The 18,456-nt window shown below is 71.2% G+C and carries 18 protein-coding genes; 14 read left to right on the top strand and 4 right to left on the bottom strand.

All coding sequences use genetic code 11. From position 1 onward, the window contains the following. The first annotated feature begins 52 nt into the window (after positions 1-52). The 3 genes from pheS (at position 53) to FB471_RS05770 (ending at position 4,647) form a co-directional block, all read left to right on the top strand. Positions 53-1,117, top strand: coding sequence for a phenylalanine--tRNA ligase subunit alpha (pheS, locus tag FB471_RS05780; RefSeq protein ID WP_141996281.1), 1,065 nt, complete (start codon positions 53-55; stop codon positions 1,115-1,117). Next, positions 1,118-3,703 carry a phenylalanine--tRNA ligase subunit beta gene (pheT, locus tag FB471_RS05775; RefSeq protein WP_141996280.1) on the top strand — a complete coding sequence of 862 codons (2,586 nt, stop codon included), beginning with the start codon at positions 1,118-1,120 and terminating at the stop codon, positions 3,701-3,703. 77 nt (positions 3,704-3,780) lie between these two features. Beyond that, entirely contained in the window at positions 3,781-4,647 is an 867-nt protein-coding gene (locus tag FB471_RS05770; protein WP_141996279.1) for an alpha/beta fold hydrolase, read from the top strand. 23 nt (positions 4,648-4,670) lie between these two features. Here FB471_RS05770 and FB471_RS05765 read toward each other — a convergent pair whose 3' ends face one another. From FB471_RS05765 to FB471_RS05750, 4 genes are all read right to left on the bottom strand, one after another. Continuing rightward, a complete protein-coding gene (locus tag FB471_RS05765) occupies positions 4,671-5,099 on the bottom strand; it encodes a protein-tyrosine phosphatase family protein (protein WP_141996278.1) in 429 nt (142 codons plus the stop codon). A gap of 204 nt (positions 5,100-5,303) precedes the next feature. Further along, the gene (locus FB471_RS05760; protein WP_141996277.1) at positions 5,304-6,002 is read right to left on the bottom strand and encodes a DNA alkylation repair protein; all 699 of its coding nucleotides are present in this window, start codon (positions 6,000-6,002) and stop codon (positions 5,304-5,306) included. Next, positions 5,999-6,643, bottom strand: coding sequence for a DUF4240 domain-containing protein (locus FB471_RS05755; RefSeq protein WP_141996276.1), 645 nt, complete (start codon positions 6,641-6,643; stop codon positions 5,999-6,001). The genes FB471_RS05760 and FB471_RS05755 overlap by 4 nt, the downstream gene beginning before the upstream one ends. Before the next feature lie 79 nt (positions 6,644-6,722). Further along, the gene (locus tag FB471_RS05750) at positions 6,723-7,244 is read right to left on the bottom strand and encodes a CGNR zinc finger domain-containing protein (protein WP_141996275.1); all 522 of its coding nucleotides are present in this window, start codon (positions 7,242-7,244) and stop codon (positions 6,723-6,725) included. 68 nt (positions 7,245-7,312) lie between these two features. On the opposite strand from FB471_RS05750, the gene FB471_RS05745 reads away from it, so the two are divergent. From FB471_RS05745 to tyrS, 11 genes are all read left to right on the top strand, one after another. Beyond that, positions 7,313-7,867 (top strand): putative glycolipid-binding domain-containing protein, encoded by a 555-nt coding sequence (locus FB471_RS05745; RefSeq protein ID WP_170220715.1) that lies wholly within the window; start codon positions 7,313-7,315, stop codon positions 7,865-7,867. Between the two features lie 54 nt (positions 7,868-7,921). Then, positions 7,922-8,950, top strand: coding sequence for an N-acetyl-gamma-glutamyl-phosphate reductase (gene argC, locus FB471_RS05740; RefSeq protein WP_141996273.1), 1,029 nt, complete (start codon positions 7,922-7,924; stop codon positions 8,948-8,950). Between the two features lie 88 nt (positions 8,951-9,038). Continuing rightward, the gene (argJ, locus tag FB471_RS05735) at positions 9,039-10,220 is read left to right on the top strand and encodes a bifunctional glutamate N-acetyltransferase/amino-acid acetyltransferase ArgJ (protein ID WP_141996272.1); all 1,182 of its coding nucleotides are present in this window, start codon (positions 9,039-9,041) and stop codon (positions 10,218-10,220) included. Continuing rightward, positions 10,217-11,137 carry an acetylglutamate kinase gene (argB, locus tag FB471_RS05730; RefSeq protein WP_141996271.1) on the top strand — a complete coding sequence of 307 codons (921 nt, stop codon included), beginning with the start codon at positions 10,217-10,219 and terminating at the stop codon, positions 11,135-11,137. Before argJ ends, argB begins: the two co-directional genes overlap by 4 nt. Before the next feature lie 17 nt (positions 11,138-11,154). Beyond that, positions 11,155-12,333 (top strand): acetylornithine transaminase, encoded by a 1,179-nt coding sequence (locus FB471_RS05725; protein WP_142001614.1) that lies wholly within the window; start codon positions 11,155-11,157, stop codon positions 12,331-12,333. Between the two features lie 2 nt (positions 12,334-12,335). Then, entirely contained in the window at positions 12,336-13,268 is a 933-nt protein-coding gene (argF, locus tag FB471_RS05720; RefSeq protein ID WP_141996270.1) for an ornithine carbamoyltransferase, read from the top strand. Further along, positions 13,265-13,774: an arginine repressor gene (locus FB471_RS05715; RefSeq protein ID WP_141996269.1), complete on the top strand. Its 510-nt coding sequence runs from the start codon at positions 13,265-13,267 to the stop codon at positions 13,772-13,774. The genes argF and FB471_RS05715 overlap by 4 nt, the downstream gene beginning before the upstream one ends. Before the next feature lies 1 nt (position 13,775). Further along, entirely contained in the window at positions 13,776-14,975 is a 1,200-nt protein-coding gene (locus FB471_RS05710) for an argininosuccinate synthase (protein WP_141996268.1), read from the top strand. Between the two features lie 75 nt (positions 14,976-15,050). Beyond that, a complete protein-coding gene (gene argH / locus FB471_RS05705) occupies positions 15,051-16,463 on the top strand; it encodes an argininosuccinate lyase (protein ID WP_141996267.1) in 1,413 nt (470 codons plus the stop codon). Between the two features lie 12 nt (positions 16,464-16,475). Further along, the gene (locus FB471_RS05700) at positions 16,476-17,114 is read left to right on the top strand and encodes a DNA-3-methyladenine glycosylase (RefSeq protein WP_141996266.1); all 639 of its coding nucleotides are present in this window, start codon (positions 16,476-16,478) and stop codon (positions 17,112-17,114) included. Positions 17,115-17,136: 22 nt separating this feature from the next. Then, positions 17,137-18,411, top strand: coding sequence for a tyrosine--tRNA ligase (gene tyrS / locus FB471_RS05695; protein WP_141996265.1), 1,275 nt, complete (start codon positions 17,137-17,139; stop codon positions 18,409-18,411). Positions 18,412-18,456: the final 45 nt, after the last annotated feature.

Raw genomic sequence — 18,456 nt, 5'->3', positions numbered from 1 at the left:
CTCGCGCCCGCGGGGCGCTGCGGACCCCCGTCACACCGGACGCCGAGGAGTTATGTCCGAAGCCAACGACCAGGAGCAGAAGTCGGTCGCGACACTCGCTCCGGAGACCCTGCAGGCCGCCGTGCTGGCGGCCGAGGAGGAATTCGCGGCAGCGACGGACCTGGACGCGCTGGCCGCGGTCAAACCGGCACATCTCGGCGACCAAGCCCCGTTGCTGCTCGCCCGCAGGCAGATCGGTTCCCTGCCGAAGGGGGAGAAGGCCGAGGCAGGCAAGCGGGTGAACGAGGCCATGCAGGCCGCCCAGGCCGCCTTCGATGCCCGGCGTGCCGTGCTGCAGGCCGAGCGGGACGAGCGAGTGCTGCGCGACGAGGCCGTTGACGTCACTCTGCCGTGGGACAAGACGCCACGTGGTGCCCGGCACCCGATCACCACCATCGCCGAGCGGGTGGCGGACGCCTTCATGGCGATGGGCTACGAGGTCGCCGAGGGCCCCGAGGTCGAGGCCGAGTGGTTCAACTTCGATGCGCTGAACTTCGGCAAGGACCATCCTTCGCGGCAGATGCAGGACACGTTCTACATCGCGCCGGAGGGCTCCGGCCTGGTGCTGCGCACGCATACCTCGCCGGTGCAGGCCCGGACCCTGCTGGACAGGGAACTGCCGGTGTACGTGGTGGTGCCCGGGCGCACCTACCGGACGGATGAGCTGGACGCCACCCACACTCCCGTCTTCCATCAGGTCGAGGGCCTCGCGGTGGACAAGGGGCTCACCATGGCCCACCTGAAGGGCACGCTGGACGCCTTCGCCAGGTCGATCTTCGGCGAGTCCTCGGGAACCCGTTTCCGCCCGCACTTCTTCCCCTTCACCGAACCGTCGGCCGAGGTCGACGTGTGGTTCCCGGAGAAGAAAGGCGGCCCAGGCTGGGTCGAATGGGGCGGTTGCGGCATGGTCAATCCGAACGTGTTGCGTGCCTGCGGTGTCGACCCCGCCGTGTACTCGGGGTTCGCGTTCGGCATGGGGCTGGAGCGCACCCTGCAGTTCCGCAACGGGATTCCCGACATGCGCGACATGGTGGAGGGCGACGTCAGGTTCACCCTTCCCTTCGGAACGGAGGCGTGAGTGCGAGTCCCCGTCAGCTGGCTCACCGAACACCTCGAGCTCGATGAAGCGGTCGGGCCGGACGAGCTCGTCGAGGCGTTCGTCCGGATCGGTGTCGAGGTCGAGGACGTGCAACCACTCGGCCAGGTCGAGGGGCCGCTCGTGGTCGGCAGGGTCGTCGAGTTCGAGGAGCTGAGCGAGTTCAAGAAGCCCATCCGGTACTGCCGGGTGGAGGTCGGCGACGGCGTGCCGGACACCGCGGCCGAGGAACTCGCGCCGGAACCGGACGATCCGGATGACGGCGTGGCGGACTCCGAGGACGCCGTCCAGCAGGGCCACTCCGGGATCCAGACCAACGGCATCATCTGTGGCGCAGGCAATTTCGCCGAGGGCGATCTGGTGGTGGTCGCCCTGCCCGGTGCCGTGCTGCCAGGTGGGTTCGAGATCACCGCACGCAAGACCTACGGCCGGGTCAGCGAAGGCATGATCTGCTCCGCACGCGAGCTCGGGTTCGGAGATGACCACACCGGCATCCTGGTGTTGCCACCCGGCACGGCGAGCCCCGGCGACGAGGCCAGGGAGGTGCTCCGTGTCGACGACACGGTGCTGGAGCTCACGCCGACCCCCGACCGTGGCTACGCCCTTTCGATCCGGGGACTGGCCAGGGAACTGGCCTGCGCGCTGGACGCGCCCTTCGGCGACCCGGCGGATCCTGGCGCCGTCGGGCTGCCGGCCGGCGAGGGCGACGCCTGGCCGGTCACGATCGAGGACCCGGAGGGCTGCGGTCGGTTCGTCCTGCGCAGGGTCACCGGCCTGGACGCCGGAGCCCCGACACCGTGGTGGATGCGGCGCAGGCTGATGTTGGCCGGGATCCGGTCGATCTCGCTGGCCGTGGATGTCACCAACTACGTGATGCTCGAACTCGGCCACCCGATGCACGCCTGGGACACCACCACGGTGCGCGGTGGGCTCGTGGTGCGCCGGGCGCGCGCCGGCGAGAAGCTGACCACGCTGGACGATGTCGAGCGGGAGCTCGATCCGGACGACATCGTGATCGCCGACGACAGCGGGGTCACCTCGCTCGCCGGTGTCATGGGCGGCGCCGGCACCGAGATCGGCCTGGACAGCACCGATGTGTTGCTCGAGGCCGCGCACTGGGACCCGGCGTCGATCAGCAGGACGGCGCGCCGGCACAAGTTGTTCTCCGAGGCCGCCAAGCGGTTCGAGCGGTTCACCGACCCGCAGCTGTGCGCGGTGGCCGTCGAGCTGGCCGCGCGGCTGCTGCGCCAGTACGGCGACGGCAGTATTCAGCCCGGCCGTACCGACGAGGGCGAGGTCGAGCCGCCCCCCGCGGTCACCATGCCGATCAGCCTGCCCGATCAGGTCGCCGGGGTGTCCTACGAGCGGGGGGTGACCGTTCGCAGGCTCACCCAGATCGGCTGCAAAATCACGGTGAGCACCGGCGACGACGGCAAGGGAGTGGTGACGGCGGTTCCGCCCAGCTGGCGGGCCGACCTCGTGCAGCGGGCCGACCTGGTGGAGGAGGTGCTGCGGCTCGAGGGATACGACAGCATCCCCTCGGTGCTGCCCGCCGCGCCCGCCGGCCGTGGGCTCACCGAGACTCAGCGCCGGCGCCGCACCATCTCTCGTGCGCTCGCCGAGACCGGCTATGTCGAGGTACTGCCCTTCCCGTTCGTCGACAAGTCCGTATGGGATGCCTTCGGGCTGCCGGAGGACGACGACCGCAGGCACACCGTGACCCTGCTGAACCCGCTCGAGGCCGACAAGAGCGAGCTGGCGACGAGCTTGGTGCCCAGCATGCTGGAGACCCTGCAGCGCAACACGGCACGGGGTTTCCGGGATCTCGCCCTGTTCCACATCGGGCAGGTCGTGCTGCCCGGCGAGGGGCGGCCCGTCGTGCCCGAGCTCGACGTCGGCGGGAGGCCGAGCGAGGAGGACCTGGCCGCGCTGCGCGAGGCGGTGCCGCATCAGCCGACACATGTCGCCGTCGTGCTCAGCGGGCTGCGGGAGCGTTCCGGCTGGTGGGGTTCCGGCGCGCAGGCGGGCTGGGCGGACGCCGTGCAGGCCGCGCGTACCGTGGCCGCCGCGGCCGGGGTCGAGCTGCGGGTCGAGGCGGGGGATCTGCCGCCGTGGCACCCCGGTCGGTGCGCCCGGCTCAGTGTCGGCGAGCGGACCGTCGGGCATGCGGGGGAGCTGCATCCGAAGGTGGTCGAGGCACTCGGACTGCCCGCCCGGATGGCCGCGATGGAGCTCGACCTCGACGCGATCCCGCTGCCGGACGACCGGCCCGCGCCCTCGATCTCCGCGTACCCACCGGTGCTGCTGGACGTCGCGCTCGTCGTCGACGCCGAGGTGCCGTCCGCGGAGCTCGCCGAGGTGCTGCGCCACGGCGCCGGCGAGTTGCTGGAGGACGTCGCGCTGTTCGACGATTACCGGGGCGATCAGGTCGGCGAGGGCAAGCGGTCGCTGGCGTACAAGCTGCGGTTCCGCGCTCCCGACCGGACGCTGACCGCCGAGGAGGCCACCAAGGCGCGGGATGCCGCGGTATCGGCGGCGGCCGAGCGGTTCGGCGCTACCCTCCGCTGAGCGCCCGGCCGTCCGTGCCGTCCTCGTCGTGCCGCCGGTACCGATGAGTTTTTCGCGCTGGAGAGGTCTGATGGTGTATGACTCAGCGAACCGTGCGTACCGATGGCGTCGAACTGTGCCTGGAGACCTTCGGGGATCCCGCCGATCCGGCGCTGCTGCTGATCAGCGGCGCCGCCGGATCCATGGACCAGTGGGAGCCCGCGTTCTGCGCGCGACTCGCCGGCGAGGGCCGGTTCGTGATCCGGTACGACCACCGCGACACCGGCGGGTCCTCGACCTCGCCCGTGGGCGCGCCCTCGTACTCCGGTGACGACCTGGCCACCGACCCGGTGCGGATCCTCGACGCGCTGGGCATCGACCGCGCCCACCTCGTCGGGATTTCCATGGGCGGCGGGCTCGCGCAGTACCTGGCGGCCCGGCGGGCCGAACGGCTGCTCACGCTCACCCTGATCGCCACCAGCCCGGCGGGGGAGTGTTCCGAGCGGAGGAGCCTGCCCCCGAGCGAGCCGCGAATCCGTGCCGTGTTCGAGAATCCCGCTCCGGAACCGGCCTGGGACGATCGTTCGGCCGTGATCGACTATCTCGTCGAGGCCGAACGCCCCTTCGCCGGTTCGCTCGGTTTCGACGAGCAGCGGGCACGCCGGACGGCGACCGTCGTGGTCGACCGCACCCGGGACATCGCGGCGAGCGTGACGAACCACTGGGTCATCGACGGCGGCTCGACGGACCGGTTCCGGCTGGCCGACATCACCCTGCCGACCTTGGTGTTGCACGGCACCGACGATCCGCTCTTCCCGCTCGGCCACGGCGAGGCGCTCGCCGCCGAGATCCCGGGGGCCACGTTCGTCCCGCTGCACGGAATGGGACACGAGATGCCCCCGCGCCCGCTGTGGGACACCGCGGTATCCGCGATCGTGGGGCACACGGCGCAGCGGCGGACCTAAGGAGCTGGGGAAGAAGGTGCCTGCTAGCGGAAGCGGTTGACGAACCGGCGTTGCCAGGGCGTCTCGACGGCGCGCCGCGTGTAGTGCTTCCGGACGTAGCCGACCGCCTCGCGACCCGGCACGCCGTCCAGCACCGCGAGGCAGGCCAGTGCCGTGCCGGTCCGGCCGTGCCCGCCGGCGCAGGCGATCTCCACGCGGTCGTCTTCGGCGCGTGCCCATGCTTCGCGCAGTGCCGCCGCGGTGGCTTCGTGGTCGGCGGGCAACCGGAAGTCCGGCCAGCGCAGCCACCTGGTCTCCCAGGTCACCGGAGGAGGCTCGTGGCCAAGAAGGTACAGCGCGAAGGTGGGCTCCGGGCCCGCCGGAAGCGGGCGGCGGAGCCCCCGGCCGCGAACGAGCCGGCCGGAGGGCAGCCGCAGCACGCCGGCCGCCGTCGGCTCCCAGGCATCGAGCATGACGCGAGCGTAGCCGTCCGGTCAGGGCTCGGCAGACCCCAGCGGCTCGACGCGTTCGGTCGCGACCCGGGCGTGCGGGACGGGTGTGCCGAACGGCAGGAAGGGTGCCGCGGCCGGTAGCCGAGGAGTTCCACCGTTCGCGGCGCGCCCGGCCAGCGACACTCGATGGCAGGCACGCGTCGCCGCCTCCGCCGCGTGACCCTCCTACGGGTGTGCTCCATCGTTCCCCTCCAGATGTCTGAGCGCCTCCCGCCGGGACAGCGGGGACAAGCCGGGATGGGTGCGGACGAAGGCGCGCACCCAATCCGGATCCACCCGCGCGTACTGGCGCAGCGCCCAGCCGATGCCCTTGCGGAGGAAGAAGTCGGGATCGTCGATGTTCGCCTCGACGCAGTACTCCAGCAGCCTGGTCCTGGTGTCCTTTTTGGATCCGAGCTGGCAGATCACCGCGCCGCGGCGTTTCCACCGGTCGACCCCGTTCGCCCAGTCGCGGAGCACCGGGTCGACCGCTTCGGGCGACGCACGCAGGATGGGACCCACGCGGTGGGCCGCGATCTCGTCCACGAAGTCCCACCACGCGCCGGTGACGATCAGTTCCTCGTACAGCGGCAGCAACTCCGGTCCCTGCCAAGCGGAGTAGGAACGGTGGCCGGTCAGGTCCAGCGCCAGGTACCGTTCCTCGCGGTACCGCGCACCGCGCCAGAGCTCGAGTACGGTGGCCGTCCACGTCTCGACATCCGGCAGCGGGTGCTCGGCGAACACCTGCCGGCCCAGCCGCTGCCGGGCCGGCTTGGCCACCCCGCGAAACGGCAGCTCGGACTTCATGTACGCGCGCATGGCCGGTGCCTTCGCCGGGTCAGCCAGGTCGGCCAGCCCGGTGCGCACCGCCTCGATCAGGCTCATCGGGCGCGCCCGACCGGGAAGTCGTGCCGGATCAGCGGGCCGATGGGGTCGGCCTGTTCCGGCGGCAGGTGGCGGGCGGCCAGTTTCGGGAACCGCCGCCGCGCCGCCGCCAGGTCCTGCGGCGGCGGGTCACCGAGTGGCGGCCCGGCCGGCGGGATGCTGCCCACCACATCGTGCAGCCACTCGTCCTGCCACCGGCTGAGGGCCTCGCCTCCGCCGGGGACGAGCACCTCGTGCGTCAGGGTGGCCAGACCGCCCGAGCCGGACACCTCCATGGGACCGAGGTCCATCCCGGCGAGGGTGTCCGGATCGATCAGCACGCGGGCGAAGGCGCGTCTGCCCCGCAGGACCAGCCAGCAGATGCAGTCGTCGAAGCGGTCCTCGTCGGCTCCGCCGAGCGCGATCCCGAACGCCAGCCACAGATCCCACCGGTAGGCGCGGCGGTGGATCCGGATCAGCAGGTGCTGGAAGGCGACCACGTCGGCCAGCGGTCTGTCCTGGAGCGACTTGCCCAGGAAGGACAGTGCCGTCCAGCCGGAAACGGTGGGCAGGCAGCTGTGCCGGTCCCGGGTGCCGGCCAGGTGGTCGCGGGTGTCTCGCCTGGCCTGCCGGATCAGGCGCCAGACGTGGTGTTCCCTCATCGTTCCCCCTCGGGTCGTAGGTGTGACGAACAGCACGCTAGACCGGGGGTCCGACACCCGTCGCGAGATGACCGCGCCGTCAGGAGGTTCCCGAGCTGCGTTCACGGTGCCTGCGCACCTTGGCGATGGTGCCGCAGGCCCGCCCTTCCGGCCCGCCCGCGTACATCAGGCACCACCGCTTACTGCCGTTGCGCGTGTGGTCGTAGAACACCCACCGGCAGTCGGGACACGCCTTCAGCCTGCGTAGCCGGCCGTCCGCCGCCGCGGAGAGCACCGTCGCGAGCAGGTCCCCCGCGGGCCCGCCGTCGTGGGCGAAGGCCAGCCGCCCCTCCTCGAGTACCGGGCGCATCGCGGTTCTCGCGCTCCAGCCGGAGATCAGTTCGTCCGCGGCCGCCGGTTGCTCGATCGCGGCACGCAGGTCCCGGCGCAGCGCGCGGATGGTGCTCGTCTCCGCCTTGCCGAGCCCGTGTGCGGCGCAGAACTCGGTGAGGTTGTCGGCGGGCACGCGCGTGTCGTTGGGGACCAGCCAGGTGTTCAGCAACTCCCGCACCCGCTCGAGGTCCCCGGGCGCGGCCTGCCGGTGCCCCTCCGCGTTGACCATTCACCCAGTTTAGCGGTTTCTATGCTAACTTGCTAACTCAATAGACGGTTAACATGCGGAGGTGGGGTATGGAGGTCGCGTGGAGTTCACTCGACTGGCCGGGCGTCGAACACGTGCGCTGGTCGGACCACGAAGGGCTGCGTGTGGACAGCAACGCGGTGGTGGCGTTCCCGGACGGGGCGGCGCGGATCAGCTACCGGATCGAGACCGCGGCTGAGGGCGCCACGACCTGGGTGGAGGTGGAGATCGCCCGCCAGCATGCCGTGCGCAGGCTCGCCGTGTCGGGTGACGGCCTGGGTGCCTGGCAGGACGAGACCGGCGTGCCGATGCCGGAGCTCACCGGCTGTCTCGACGTGGACATCTCGAGCACGCCGTTCACCAACACCCTTCCCGTCCGCCGGCTCGGCCTGCGCCCGCACCAGGCCGCCGACCTGCGTGTGCTGTACATCAGGGTGCCGGAGCTGGAGCTGTCGGTCTCCGCGCAGCGCTACACCAGGCTGGACGCCGCCGATGGCCGCGAGACCTACCGGTACGAGTCCGCGGGGTTCCGCGCCGACCTGCCGATGGACGAGCACGAACTGGTCCTCGACTACCCGCGGGGGTGGCGGCGCGAGCGCGCCTGAACCACCGCAGAAACCAGTTTGATTGGCCTTTCATCTTCGTGCATAATCATTCGTATGACGGTGAAGGTTGCGGTGGCCGGGGCGAGTGGCTACGCGGGCGGGGAGCTGTTGCGCCTGCTGCTGGCGCACCCCGGGGTGGAGATCGGCGCGCTGACTGCCGCGAGCAGCGCCGGGACGCCGCTGGGGCAACACCAGCCCCACCTGGCGCCACTCGCCGACCGGATGCTGGTGGAGACCGGGCCGGACACGCTGGCCGGACATGACGTGGTCTTCCTCGCGCTGCCGCACGGGCACTCCGCCGAGCTCGCCGCCCTGCTGGGCCCGGACGTGTTGGTCGTCGATCTCGGCGCGGACCATCGGCTGTCCGACGCGGCGGACTGGCGGCGCTGGTACGGAGGCGACCACGCCGGTTCCTGGCCGTACGGCCTGCCGGAGCTACCCGGCGGCCGGGACAGGCTGCGCGGCACCAAGCGGGTGGCGGTGCCCGGGTGTTACCCGACCGGCGGCCTGCTGGCCCTCGCGCCGGCGCTGGCCGCCGGACTGGTGCGGCCCGAGGTGACGGTGGTGTCGGTCACCGGTACCTCCGGCGCCGGCAGGAGCCTGAAGCCGCATCTGCTCGGCTCGGAGGTCATGGGTTCGGCCAGCGCCTACGGGGTGGCCGGCGCGCATCGGCACACCCCGGAGTTCGTGCAGGGGCTCGGCGCGGTGGCCGGTGAACGGGTCACCGTGTCCTTCACCCCGGTGCTCGCCCCGATGCCCCGCGGCATCCTGACCACCGCGAGCGCCCGGCTCTCGCCCGGAGCGGACGGTGCCACCGCGCGCTCGGCCTACCTCGATGCCTACGCGAACGAGCCGTTCGTGCAGGTGCTCGCCCCCGGGTCCTGGCCGGCCACGGCGGCCACGATCGGCTCGAACAACGTGCAGCTGCAACTCGAGGTGGACGCCGACGCCGGGAGGCTGGTCGTGGTGGCCGCGATCGACAACCTCACCAAGGGCACCGCGGGAGCCGCGGTGCAATCCATGAACCTGGCCCTCGGTCTTCCCGAGGCCACCGGACTCACCACGGCAGGAGTAGCGCCATGAGGCCTTGGTCGAACCGCGGCATCCAAGATGACCACCGTGTGCGCGTCGGCCGCCAGGATGCGCACGAGGTCGCGAAGGAGTCAGCGCCATGAGCATTCGGGTCGACCGGGACACGGGGGTCACCGCTCCCAGCGGTTTCCGCGCGGCCGGTGTCGCCGCGGGCATCAAGAGTTCGGGTGGTCCCGACCTCGCCCTCGTGGTGAACGACGGTCCGGAGTTCACCGCGGCGGGTGTGTTCACCACCAACGCGGTGAAGGCCGCGCCCGTGCTGTGGTCGCAGGAGGTGCTGCGGCACCGCAGGTTGCGCGCCGTGGTGCTGAACTCCGGCGGAGCCAACGCCGCCACCGGTCCCGGCGGGTTCCAGGACACCCACGCGACCGCGGAGAAGGTCGCCGACCGCCTGGACACCGGTGCGATCGAGGTCGCCGTCTGCTCGACCGGACTGATCGGCGAACGGCTACCGATGGACGCCGTCCTTTCCGGTGTGGACTGTGCGATGAGCAGGCTCGATACGACGGCCACCGCCGGCCTCGCGGCCGCGGGCGCCGTGCTGACCACCGACACCCATGCCAAGCAGGCGGCCGCGCGCGCGAGCGGCTGGAGCGTCGGCGGGTTCGCCAAGGGCGCGGGGATGCTGGCCCCGAACCTGGCGACGATGCTCGCGGTGCTCACCACCGACGCGGTGCTCACCGGCGAGGTACTGGACACCGCGCTGCGCGCCGCGACCCGGGTCACCTTCGATCGGCTCGATGTGGACGGCGGCACCTCCACCAACGACACGGTGCTGCTGCTGTCCTCCGGCACGAGCGGGATCACGCCGGACGAGCGGGAGTTCACCGAGGCGCTCACCGCGGTGAGCCTCGATCTCGTGCACCAGCTGCGCGCCGACGCCGAGGGCGTGACCAAGGAGATCGACATCGTGGTCCGGGGCGCCGCCAGCGAGGCCGACGCGATCACGGTCGGCCGCACCGTCGCCGAGGACAACCTGGTCAAGACCGCGCTGTTCGGCTCGGACCCGAACTGGGGGCGGATCGCCATGGCGGCCGGTCGCTGCGGTGCGCGGGTCGATCCGGCGACGCTGTCCATCCACATCAACGGGGTGACGCTGTGCTCCGCCGGTGGCGCGGCCGCGGACCGCTCCGCGGCCGACCTGTCCGGCAAGGAGGTCGAGATCGTCATCGACCTCGGTGTGGGCGCGGCGGAGGCGACCATCCTCACCACCGACCTCTCGCACGGCTACGTCGACGAGAACAGCGCGTACTCCTCATGAGCCCGGCGGAAGCGATCGTGCCGCCGCGGGAGCGGCTGGCGACGGCGGCCGAGAAGGCGGGTGTGCTGGTGGAGGCGCTGCCCTGGCTGCAGCGGTTCCACGGCGCGGTCGTCGTGCTCAAGTACGGCGGCAACGCCATGGTGGACGAGGAGCTGAAGGCGGCGTTCGCCCAGGACATGGTGTTCCTGCGGCTGGCGGGGCTGCACCCGGTCGTGGTGCACGGCGGCGGCCCGCAGATCACCACGATGCTGGACCGACTCGGCATCGAGGGCGAGTTCCGCGGCGGGCTGCGCGTCACCACCCCGGAGACCATGGATGTGGTGCGCATGGTGCTGGTCGGGCAGGTCAGCCGCGAGCTGGTCGGTCTGATCAACGCGCACGGCCCGTACGCCGTGGGGATCTCCGGTGAGGACGCGCACCTGTTCACCGCGCAACGCAAGCAGGCCGTCGTGGACGGGGAGGCGGTGGACATCGGGCTGGTCGGCGAGGTCGTCGGGGTGAACCCGGACGCCGTGCTGGACATCGTGAACGCCGGCCGCATCCCGGTGGTGTCCACGGTCGCGCCCGATGTCGACGGGGTGGTGCACAACGTCAACGCGGACACGGCGGCGGGCGCGCTGGCCGCGGCGCTCGGCGCGGAGAAGCTCGTGGTACTCACCGATATCGAGGGGCTCTACGCGAACTGGCCGGACCGATCCTCGCTGATCAACCGAATTCGGGTGGACAAGCTGGAGGAGCTGCTGCCCTCGCTGTCCAGCGGCATGATCCCGAAGATGGAGGCCTGCGTGCGCGCGATACGGGGCGGGGTGCGCCGGGCGCACGTCATCGACGGGCGACTGGCCCATTCGGTGTTGTTGGAAGTGTTCACATCCGAGGGGATCGGCACCATGGTGCTGCCGGAGGAGGATTCGCCGTGAGCCGGATCGAGACCAACATGGACGGCCAGGGGCACTGGACCTCGGCCCTGATGGACAACTACGGCACCCCGGAGCTCACCCTGGTGCGCGGCGAGGGCGCCACGGTGTGGGATGCCGAGGGGAACGCGTATCTCGACCTGGTCGGCGGCATCGCGGTGAACGCGCTCGGCCACGCGCATCCGGCGGTGGTCGCCGCGGTCACCGAGCAGATCGGCAGGCTCGGCCACACCTCGAATCTCTACGTCAACCCGGTCACCGTCGAACTGGCGGAGGCCCTGCTGGACGTGGCCGGGTTCGCCGGAGCGGGGCGGGTGCTGTTCGTCAACTCCGGCGCCGAGGCCAACGAGGCGGCGTTGAAGATCAGCAGGCTGACCGGTCGCACCAAGGTCGTGGCCTGTGAACAGGCCTTCCACGGCCGCACGATGGGGGCGCTGGCGCTGACCGGGCAACCGACCAAGAAGGAGCCGTTCGAACCGCTGGTTCCCGGCGTCACCCATGTCCCCTTCGGCGACACCGCCGCGTTGCGGGAGGCCGTGGACGGGGAGACCGCCGCCGTGGTGCTCGAGCCCATGCTCGGTGAGGCAGGGGTGGTGCCCGCGCCGGACGGCTACCTGCAGGCGGCACGGGAGATCACCAGGCAGGCCGGTGCGCTGCTGGTCCTGGACGAGGTACAGACCGGCCTCGGCCGTACCGGCGGCTGGTTCGCCTTTCAGCACGCCGGGATCACCCCGGACCTCATCACCCTGGCCAAGGGCCTTGGTGGTGGCCTCCCGCTCGGCGCGGTGATCGGCGTCGGCGAGGCGGGTGAGCTGCTCAAGCCGGGCCAACACGGCACCACCTTCGGTGGTAACCCGGTGTGCTGCGCGGCGGGGCTGGCCGTGCTGCGCACCATCGCGGAGGAGGGCCTGAACGACCATGTCGCGGCGCTCGGCAAGGACATCGCCAGCGGGGTGGAGGAACTGGACCACCCGCTGGTGACCGGTGTCCGCGGTGCCGGGCTGCTGATCGGCATCACCCTGCGCGAGCCCGCCGCCCCCGCTGTGGCCAGGGCCGCGCAGGCCGCCGGCTACCTGGTCAACCCCGTCGCGCCGGACACCCTCCGGCTCGCACCCCCGCTGATCCTGAGTGAGGAGCAGGCCGCGGGCTTTCTCGCCGCGCTGCCCGACGCGCTCGACACCACCACGAAAGGCGCCTGACGATGCCGCGGCACTTCCTCCGTGACGACGACCTCGGCCCCGGGGAGCAACTCGCCGTCCTCGACCTCGCCGACGAGCTGAAGAAGCAGCCGCTCGGCGACGCACTCGCCGGCCCGAGGACCGTCGCGGCGATCTTCGAGAAGAGCTCCACCCGTACCCGGTTCTCCTTCGAGGCGGGCATCGTCCAGCTCGGCGGTCATCCGGTGATCGTGGACGGGCGCACCATGCAGCTCGGCCGCGAGGAGACGCTTGAGGACACCGCGCGGGTGCTGTCCAGGTACGTGGACGCCATCGTGTGGCGTACCTTCACGCACGCCCGGATCGAGGCGTTCGCCTCGGCCGCGGACGTGCCGGTGGTCAACGCCCTCACCGACGAGTTCCACCCCTGCCAGGTCCTCGCCGACCTGCAGACCGTGCGGCAACGTACGGGCACCCTCGCCGGGTTGACCCTGACCTATCTCGGTGACGGCGCGAACAACATGGCCCATTCGCTGCTGCTCGGTGGGGTCACCGCGGGCATGCATGTGCGGGTGGCGGCGCCGCCGGACTTCCACCCGCTGCCCTGGGTGCTCGACGCGGTGGCCGCCAGGGCGGCCGAGACCGGCGGCAGTGCGCGGGTGTTCACCGATCCGCTGGCCGCCGTGGACGGCGCGGATGTGGTGAGTACGGACTCCTGGACCTCGATGGGACAGGAGAACGACGGCAAGGACAGGGTGTCGCCGTTCTGGCCGTACCAGGTGAACACCGAGCTGCTCGGCCGCACCGGCAAGAACACCATCGTGCTGCACGACCTGCCCGCGCACCGGGGCAGGGAGATCACCGACGAGGTGATCGACGGTCCGGCGAGCGCGGTGTGGGACGAGGCGGAGAATCGTCTGCACGCGCAGAAGGCCCTGCTGGTGTGGCTGCTCGGGGCGGGGCAGGAGCGACGATGAGCAGGGCGTCCCGGCAGGCCAGGATCACCGAGCTGGTGTCTACCATGGCTATTCGCAGCCAGACCGAGTTGGCGAAACTGCTCGCCGCCGAGGGAATCGAGGTCACCCAGGCCACCCTGTCCAGGGATCTGGACGAACTCGGCGCGGTCAAGCTGCGCGGTGCCGACTCCGGGGCGCCGGTGTACGTGATCCCCGAGGACGGCAGCCCCGTTCGTGGCGTGCAGGGTGGCACCTCGCGGCTGTCCCGGCTGCTGGCCGAGCTGCTGGTCTCGGCGGACTACTCGGGCAACCTGACCGTGCTGCGTACCCCGCCGGGCGCCGCACAGTTCATGGCCAGCGCGATCGACCGGGCGGCGCTGGCCGAGGTCGTCGGCTCGATCGCGGGGGACGACACCATCGCGGTGATCGCCAGGGAACCGCTCACCGGAAAGGACCTGGCCGACCGCTTCGTCGCACTGGCGAGGCGATCATCTACTTTGGACGTTGAAGAAAGCGAAGGAGACTGAGGTGACTGAGCGGATCGTGCTCGCCTACTCGGGTGGGCTGGACACCTCCGTGGCGATCGGCTGGATCGCCGAGGAGACCGGGGCCGAGGTGGTGGCGGTGGCCGTCGACCTCGGGCAGGGCGGCGAAGACCTGGAGACCATCCGCAAGCGTGCGCTCGACTGCGGCGCGGTGGAGGCGGTGGTCGCCGACGCGCGCGACGAGTTCGCCGACCAGTACTGCCTGCCCGCGCTACGGGCCAACGCGCTCTACATGGACCGCTACCCGCTGGTCTCGGCGCTGTCCCGGCCGGTGATCGTCAAGCATCTCGCCGAGGCCGCCAAGTACCACGGTGCCTCCACGGTGGCGCACGGCTGCACCGGCAAGGGCAACGACCAGGTGCGGTTCGAGGTCGGTGTGGGCGCGCTCGCCCCGGACCTCAAGGTGATCGCTCCGGTCCGGGACTTCGCCTGGACCAGGGAGAAGGCCATCGCCTACGCGGAGGAGCGCGACCTGCCGATCGACGTCACCAAGAAGTCCCCGTTCTCGGTCGACCAGAACGTGTGGGGCCGCGCGGTGGAGACCGGCTTCCTCGAGGACCTGTGGAACGCCCCGACCAAGGACGTCTACTCCTACACCGAGGACCCGACGGTGCACTGGCAGGCGCCGGACGAGGTGGTCATCACCTTCGACAGGGGCGTTCCGGTGGCCATCGACGGCGAGACCGTCACCATGCTGGAGGCCATCCAGCAGCTCAACCGACGGGCCGGCGCGCACGGGATCGGGCGGCTGGACATGGTGGAGGACCGGCTCGTCGGCATCAAGAGCCGCGAGGTGTACGAGGCGCCGGGCGCGATTGCGCTGATCACCGCGCACCAGGAGCTGGAGAACGTCACGGTGGAGCGTGACCTGGCCCGGTTCAAGCGGCAGGTGGAGCAGCGCTGGGGCGAGCTGGTCTACGACGGCCTCTGGTTCTCCCCGCTCAAGGAGGCGCTGGACGGGTTCGTCGGTACCACCCAGGACCATGTCTCCGGCGACATCAGGATGGCGTTGCACGGCGGCAACGTCACCGTCAACGGCAGGCGCAGCGAGCAGTCGCTCTACGATTTCAACCTGGCCACCTACGACGAGGGCGACACCTTCGACCAGTCCCTGGCCAAGGGCTTCGTCCAGCTGTGGGGTCTGCCCAGCAAGATCGCGGCCAAGCGCGACCAGAAGGCCTAGCCGGACACGCGCGGGCCGGCGGCCCGCGGTCGCTGGGCCGTTCTGCACAACCCTCACGGATGGAAAGGTACGCAGGTGAGTGACAAGCAGCCGGTCGCGCTGTGGGGTGGGCGGTTCGCCAGCGGGCCCGACGCGGCGATGGCGGCGCTGAGCGCGTCCACGCACTTCGACTGGCGCCTGGCCCCCTACGACATCGCAGGCTCGCGGGCGCATGCCAGGGTGCTGCACCGGGCCGGTCTGCTGAGCGAGGACGAGCTCACCGGCATGCTGGCGGCACTGGACACCCTGGCCGCGGACGTCGAGTCCGGCGCGTTCACCCCCACGGTCGCCGACGAGGACGTGCACACGGCGCTGGAACGCGGGCTGCTGGAACGTGCCGGCGCCGAGCTCGGCGGCAAGCTGCGGGCCGGGCGTTCCCGCAACGACCAGGTGGCCACCCAGTTCCGGATGTGGCTCGCCGCCGCCGCCCGCCGCGTGGTGTCCGGCACCCTGGACGTGATCGACTCACTGCTGGCCCAGGCACGGCGGTACCCGGACGCGGTACTGCCCGGGCGCACACACCTGCAGCATGCCCAGCCGGTGCTGCTCGCCCACCATCTGCTCGCCCACGCGCAGGCGTTGCTGCGGGACGTCGGCAGGCTGCGGGACTGGGACACCCGCGCGGCCGAGTCACCGTACGGGTCGGGGGCACTGGCCGGCTCCTCGCTCGGGCTCGACCCCGACGCGGTCGCCGCTGAGCTGGGTTTCCCGACGTCGGTGGACAACTCCATCGACGGCACGGCGTCCAGGGACTTCGCCGCCGAGTTCGGCTTCGCCGTGGCGATGCTGGGGGTGAACCTGTCCAGGATCGCCGAAGAGGTGATCATCTGGAACACCGCGGAGTTCGGCTACGTGACCCTGGACGATGCCTGGGCCACCGGCAGCTCGATCATGCCGCAGAAGAAGAATCCGGACGTGGCCGAGCTGACGAGGGGCAAGTCGGGCCGGTTGATCGGCAACCTCACGGGTCTGCTGGCAACGCTCAAGGCACAGCCACTGGCATACAACCGGGACCTGCAGGAGGACAAGGAACCGGTCTTCGACTCCGTCGAACAGCTCGAGCTGCTGCTCCCCGCGATCGCGGGCATGCTCGACACCCTCACCTTCCACACCGACCGCCTCGCCGCCATGGCGCCGGCCGGATTCACCCTCGCCACCGACATCGCGGAGTGGTTGGTGCGTGCCGGTGTCCCGTTCCGGGTCGCACACGAGGCGGCGGGGGAATGCGTCCGGGTCGCCGAGCGGCGGAACGTCGGGCTGGACGAGCTCACCGACGAGGAACTGGGGACGATCCACCCCGCACTCACCCCGCGGGTGCGCGAGGTGCTCACCGTTCCGGGTTCGATAGCGTCCAGGGACGCGCGTGGCGGTACCGCCCCGGCCAGGGTCGCCGAGCAGCGGGAACGCCTGGCCGCCGCGGTGGCCGAGCACCGCGCCTGGACCGAGTAAAGGAGTCGCCGGATCGGACCCCGCGAACAGGTCTTCACCAGGGACGAGCTCGCCCGCGACCCGGTCGAGCTGGCCATCCGCCTGCTCGGCTGCGTGCTGGAGTCGCGCCTGGCCGACGGCGAGGTGCGGCTGCGGCTGACCGAGGTCGAGGCCTACCGGGGTCGGGATGACCCGGCCTCGCACTGCTACCGCGGCCGGACCCCACGCAACGAGGTGATGTGGGGTCCCGCCGGTCATCTGTACGTCTATTTCGTGTACGGGATGCACTTCTGCGCCAATGTGGTGGCGACCACCGAGGGCGAGGCGGGTGCCGTGCTGCTGCGCGCGGGCGAGGTCGTCGACGGCTCCGAGCTGGCGCGTTCCCGCAGGCCCACGGCGAAGGGCAAGGGCGAGTTCGCCAGTGGTCCGGCCGTCCTCACCTCGGTGCTCGGCCTCGGCCGGGAGCACAACGGCATCGATCTGACCGGTCCGGACTCACCGATCCGGCTGCTCGCCGGGCCACCGGTGCCCGCGGCGGAGATCCGCAGCGGGCCACGGGTCGGGGTGGCGGCGGCCATGGACGTTCCCTGGCGGTTCTGGCTGGCCGGATCGCCCTCGGTGTCGGCCTACCGCCGCGCCGGCCGGGCTCGGCCCCGGCGACAAGTCGGTTGACCTGGTGGGGGAATATCGATGCGTGAGCGAGCACATCCTTGACGAACTGTCCTGGCGCGGGCTGATCGCGCAGTCCACCGATCTGGAGGCGCTGCGGCGTGACCTCGACGACGGGCCGCTCACCGTCTATGCCGGCTTCGACCCGACCGCACCCAGCCTGCACGCCGGTCACCTGGTGCAGATGCTGGTGCTACGCCGGTTCCAGGATGCCGGCCACCGGCCGGTGTTACTCGCCGGCGGCGGTACCGGGCTGATCGGGGACCCCCGGGACGTGGGCGAGCGCACGCTGAACTCAGAGGACACCGTCCGGGAGTGGGCGGGAAGGCTGCGTGGACAGCTCGCCCGCTTCGTCGACTTCGACCACCCGACGGTTCCGCCGATCGAGGTGAACAACCTGGACTGGATCGGTCGGATGCCGGTGACCTCCTTCCTGCGGGACGTCGGCAAGCACTTCTCGATCAACACCATGCTGGCGCGGGACACGGTCAAGCGGAGGCTGGAAGGCGAGGGCATCTCCTACACCGAGTTCAGCTACATGCTGCTGCAGGCCAACGACTACCGGGAGCTCTTCGAGCGCCACGGGGTCCGACTGCAGATCGGCGGCTCCGACCAGTGGGGCAATATCCTGGCCGGGGTGGACCTGATCCGGCGGGTGCACGGCGCGCAGGTGCACGCGTTGACCGCGCCGCTGCTCACCGATGCCGAGGGCCGCAAGCTCGGCAAGTCCACCGGCGGCGGCAACGTGTGGCTGGACCCGGAGCTGACCTCGCCGTATGCCTGGTACCAGTACTTCGTCAACCTCGGTGATGCCGAGGTGGTCCCGTGCCTGCGGATGCTGACCTTCCTCGGCAGGGACGAGGTGGCCGAGCTGGAGACCGCGACCGCGGAACGGCCGGCCGCACGGCTCGCCCAGCGCAGGCTCGCCCAGGAACTCACCGACCTGGTGCACGGCCCGGAACAGACCCGGCAGGTGATCGCCGCCAGCCAGGCGTTGTTCGGCAGGGGAGAGCTGGCCGAGTTGGAACCGGCGACCCTGGACGCCGCGATGGCCGAGGTGCCCACCGGGGAGGTGCGGATGTCCGACGAGCCGACCATCGTGGACCTGCTGCTGGCGAGCGGCTTGGTGGAAAGCAAGGGCGCGGCCCGGCGCGCCGTGAAGGAAGGCGGCGCGTACGTGAACAACCTGAAGATCGCCGGGGACGACTGGCGGCCCGCCGCCGGCGACGCGTTGCATGGGCGCTGGCTCGTCGTGCGCCGGGGCAAGCGCAGCACGGCCGGGGTGAAGCTGCTCGGCTGATCCGGGTTTCCGGGCCGGAAGCAGGGTCTGACCTGGGGTTTCGGG

It is taken from the genome of Amycolatopsis cihanbeyliensis (genome assembly GCF_006715045.1).
Lineage (GTDB): Bacteria > Actinomycetota > Actinomycetes > Mycobacteriales > Pseudonocardiaceae > Amycolatopsis > Amycolatopsis cihanbeyliensis.
Note: the sequence above shows the minus strand (reverse complement) of the source record. Positions and strands in the feature narration are given on the sequence as shown.

What these genes read in the sequence shown, in the direction of transcription:
- pheS (WP_141996281.1), top strand. Translation starts at nt 53, where the DNA reads ATGTCCGAAGCCAACGACCAGGAGCAGAAGTCGGTCGCGACACTCGCT.
- FB471_RS05770 (WP_141996279.1), top strand. Translation starts at nt 3,781, where the DNA reads ATGACTCAGCGAACCGTGCGTACCGATGGCGTCGAACTGTGCCTGGAG.
- FB471_RS05765 (WP_141996278.1), bottom strand. Translation starts at nt 5,099, where the DNA reads ATGCTCGATGCCTGGGAGCCGACGGCGGCCGGCGTGCTGCGGCTGCCC.
- FB471_RS05760 (WP_141996277.1), bottom strand. Translation starts at nt 6,002, where the DNA reads ATGAGCCTGATCGAGGCGGTGCGCACCGGGCTGGCCGACCTGGCTGAC.
- FB471_RS05755 (WP_141996276.1), bottom strand. Translation starts at nt 6,643, where the DNA reads ATGAGGGAACACCACGTCTGGCGCCTGATCCGGCAGGCCAGGCGAGAC.
- FB471_RS05750 (WP_141996275.1), bottom strand. Translation starts at nt 7,244, where the DNA reads ATGGTCAACGCGGAGGGGCACCGGCAGGCCGCGCCCGGGGACCTCGAG.
- FB471_RS05745 (WP_170220715.1), top strand. Translation starts at nt 7,313, where the DNA reads ATGGAGGTCGCGTGGAGTTCACTCGACTGGCCGGGCGTCGAACACGTG.
- argC (WP_141996273.1), top strand. Translation starts at nt 7,922, where the DNA reads ATGACGGTGAAGGTTGCGGTGGCCGGGGCGAGTGGCTACGCGGGCGGG.
- argJ (WP_141996272.1), top strand. Translation starts at nt 9,039, where the DNA reads ATGAGCATTCGGGTCGACCGGGACACGGGGGTCACCGCTCCCAGCGGT.
- argB (WP_141996271.1), top strand. Translation starts at nt 10,217, where the DNA reads ATGAGCCCGGCGGAAGCGATCGTGCCGCCGCGGGAGCGGCTGGCGACG.
- FB471_RS05725 (WP_142001614.1), top strand. Translation starts at nt 11,155, where the DNA reads ATGGACGGCCAGGGGCACTGGACCTCGGCCCTGATGGACAACTACGGC.
- argF (WP_141996270.1), top strand. Translation starts at nt 12,336, where the DNA reads ATGCCGCGGCACTTCCTCCGTGACGACGACCTCGGCCCCGGGGAGCAA.
- FB471_RS05715 (WP_141996269.1), top strand. Translation starts at nt 13,265, where the DNA reads ATGAGCAGGGCGTCCCGGCAGGCCAGGATCACCGAGCTGGTGTCTACC.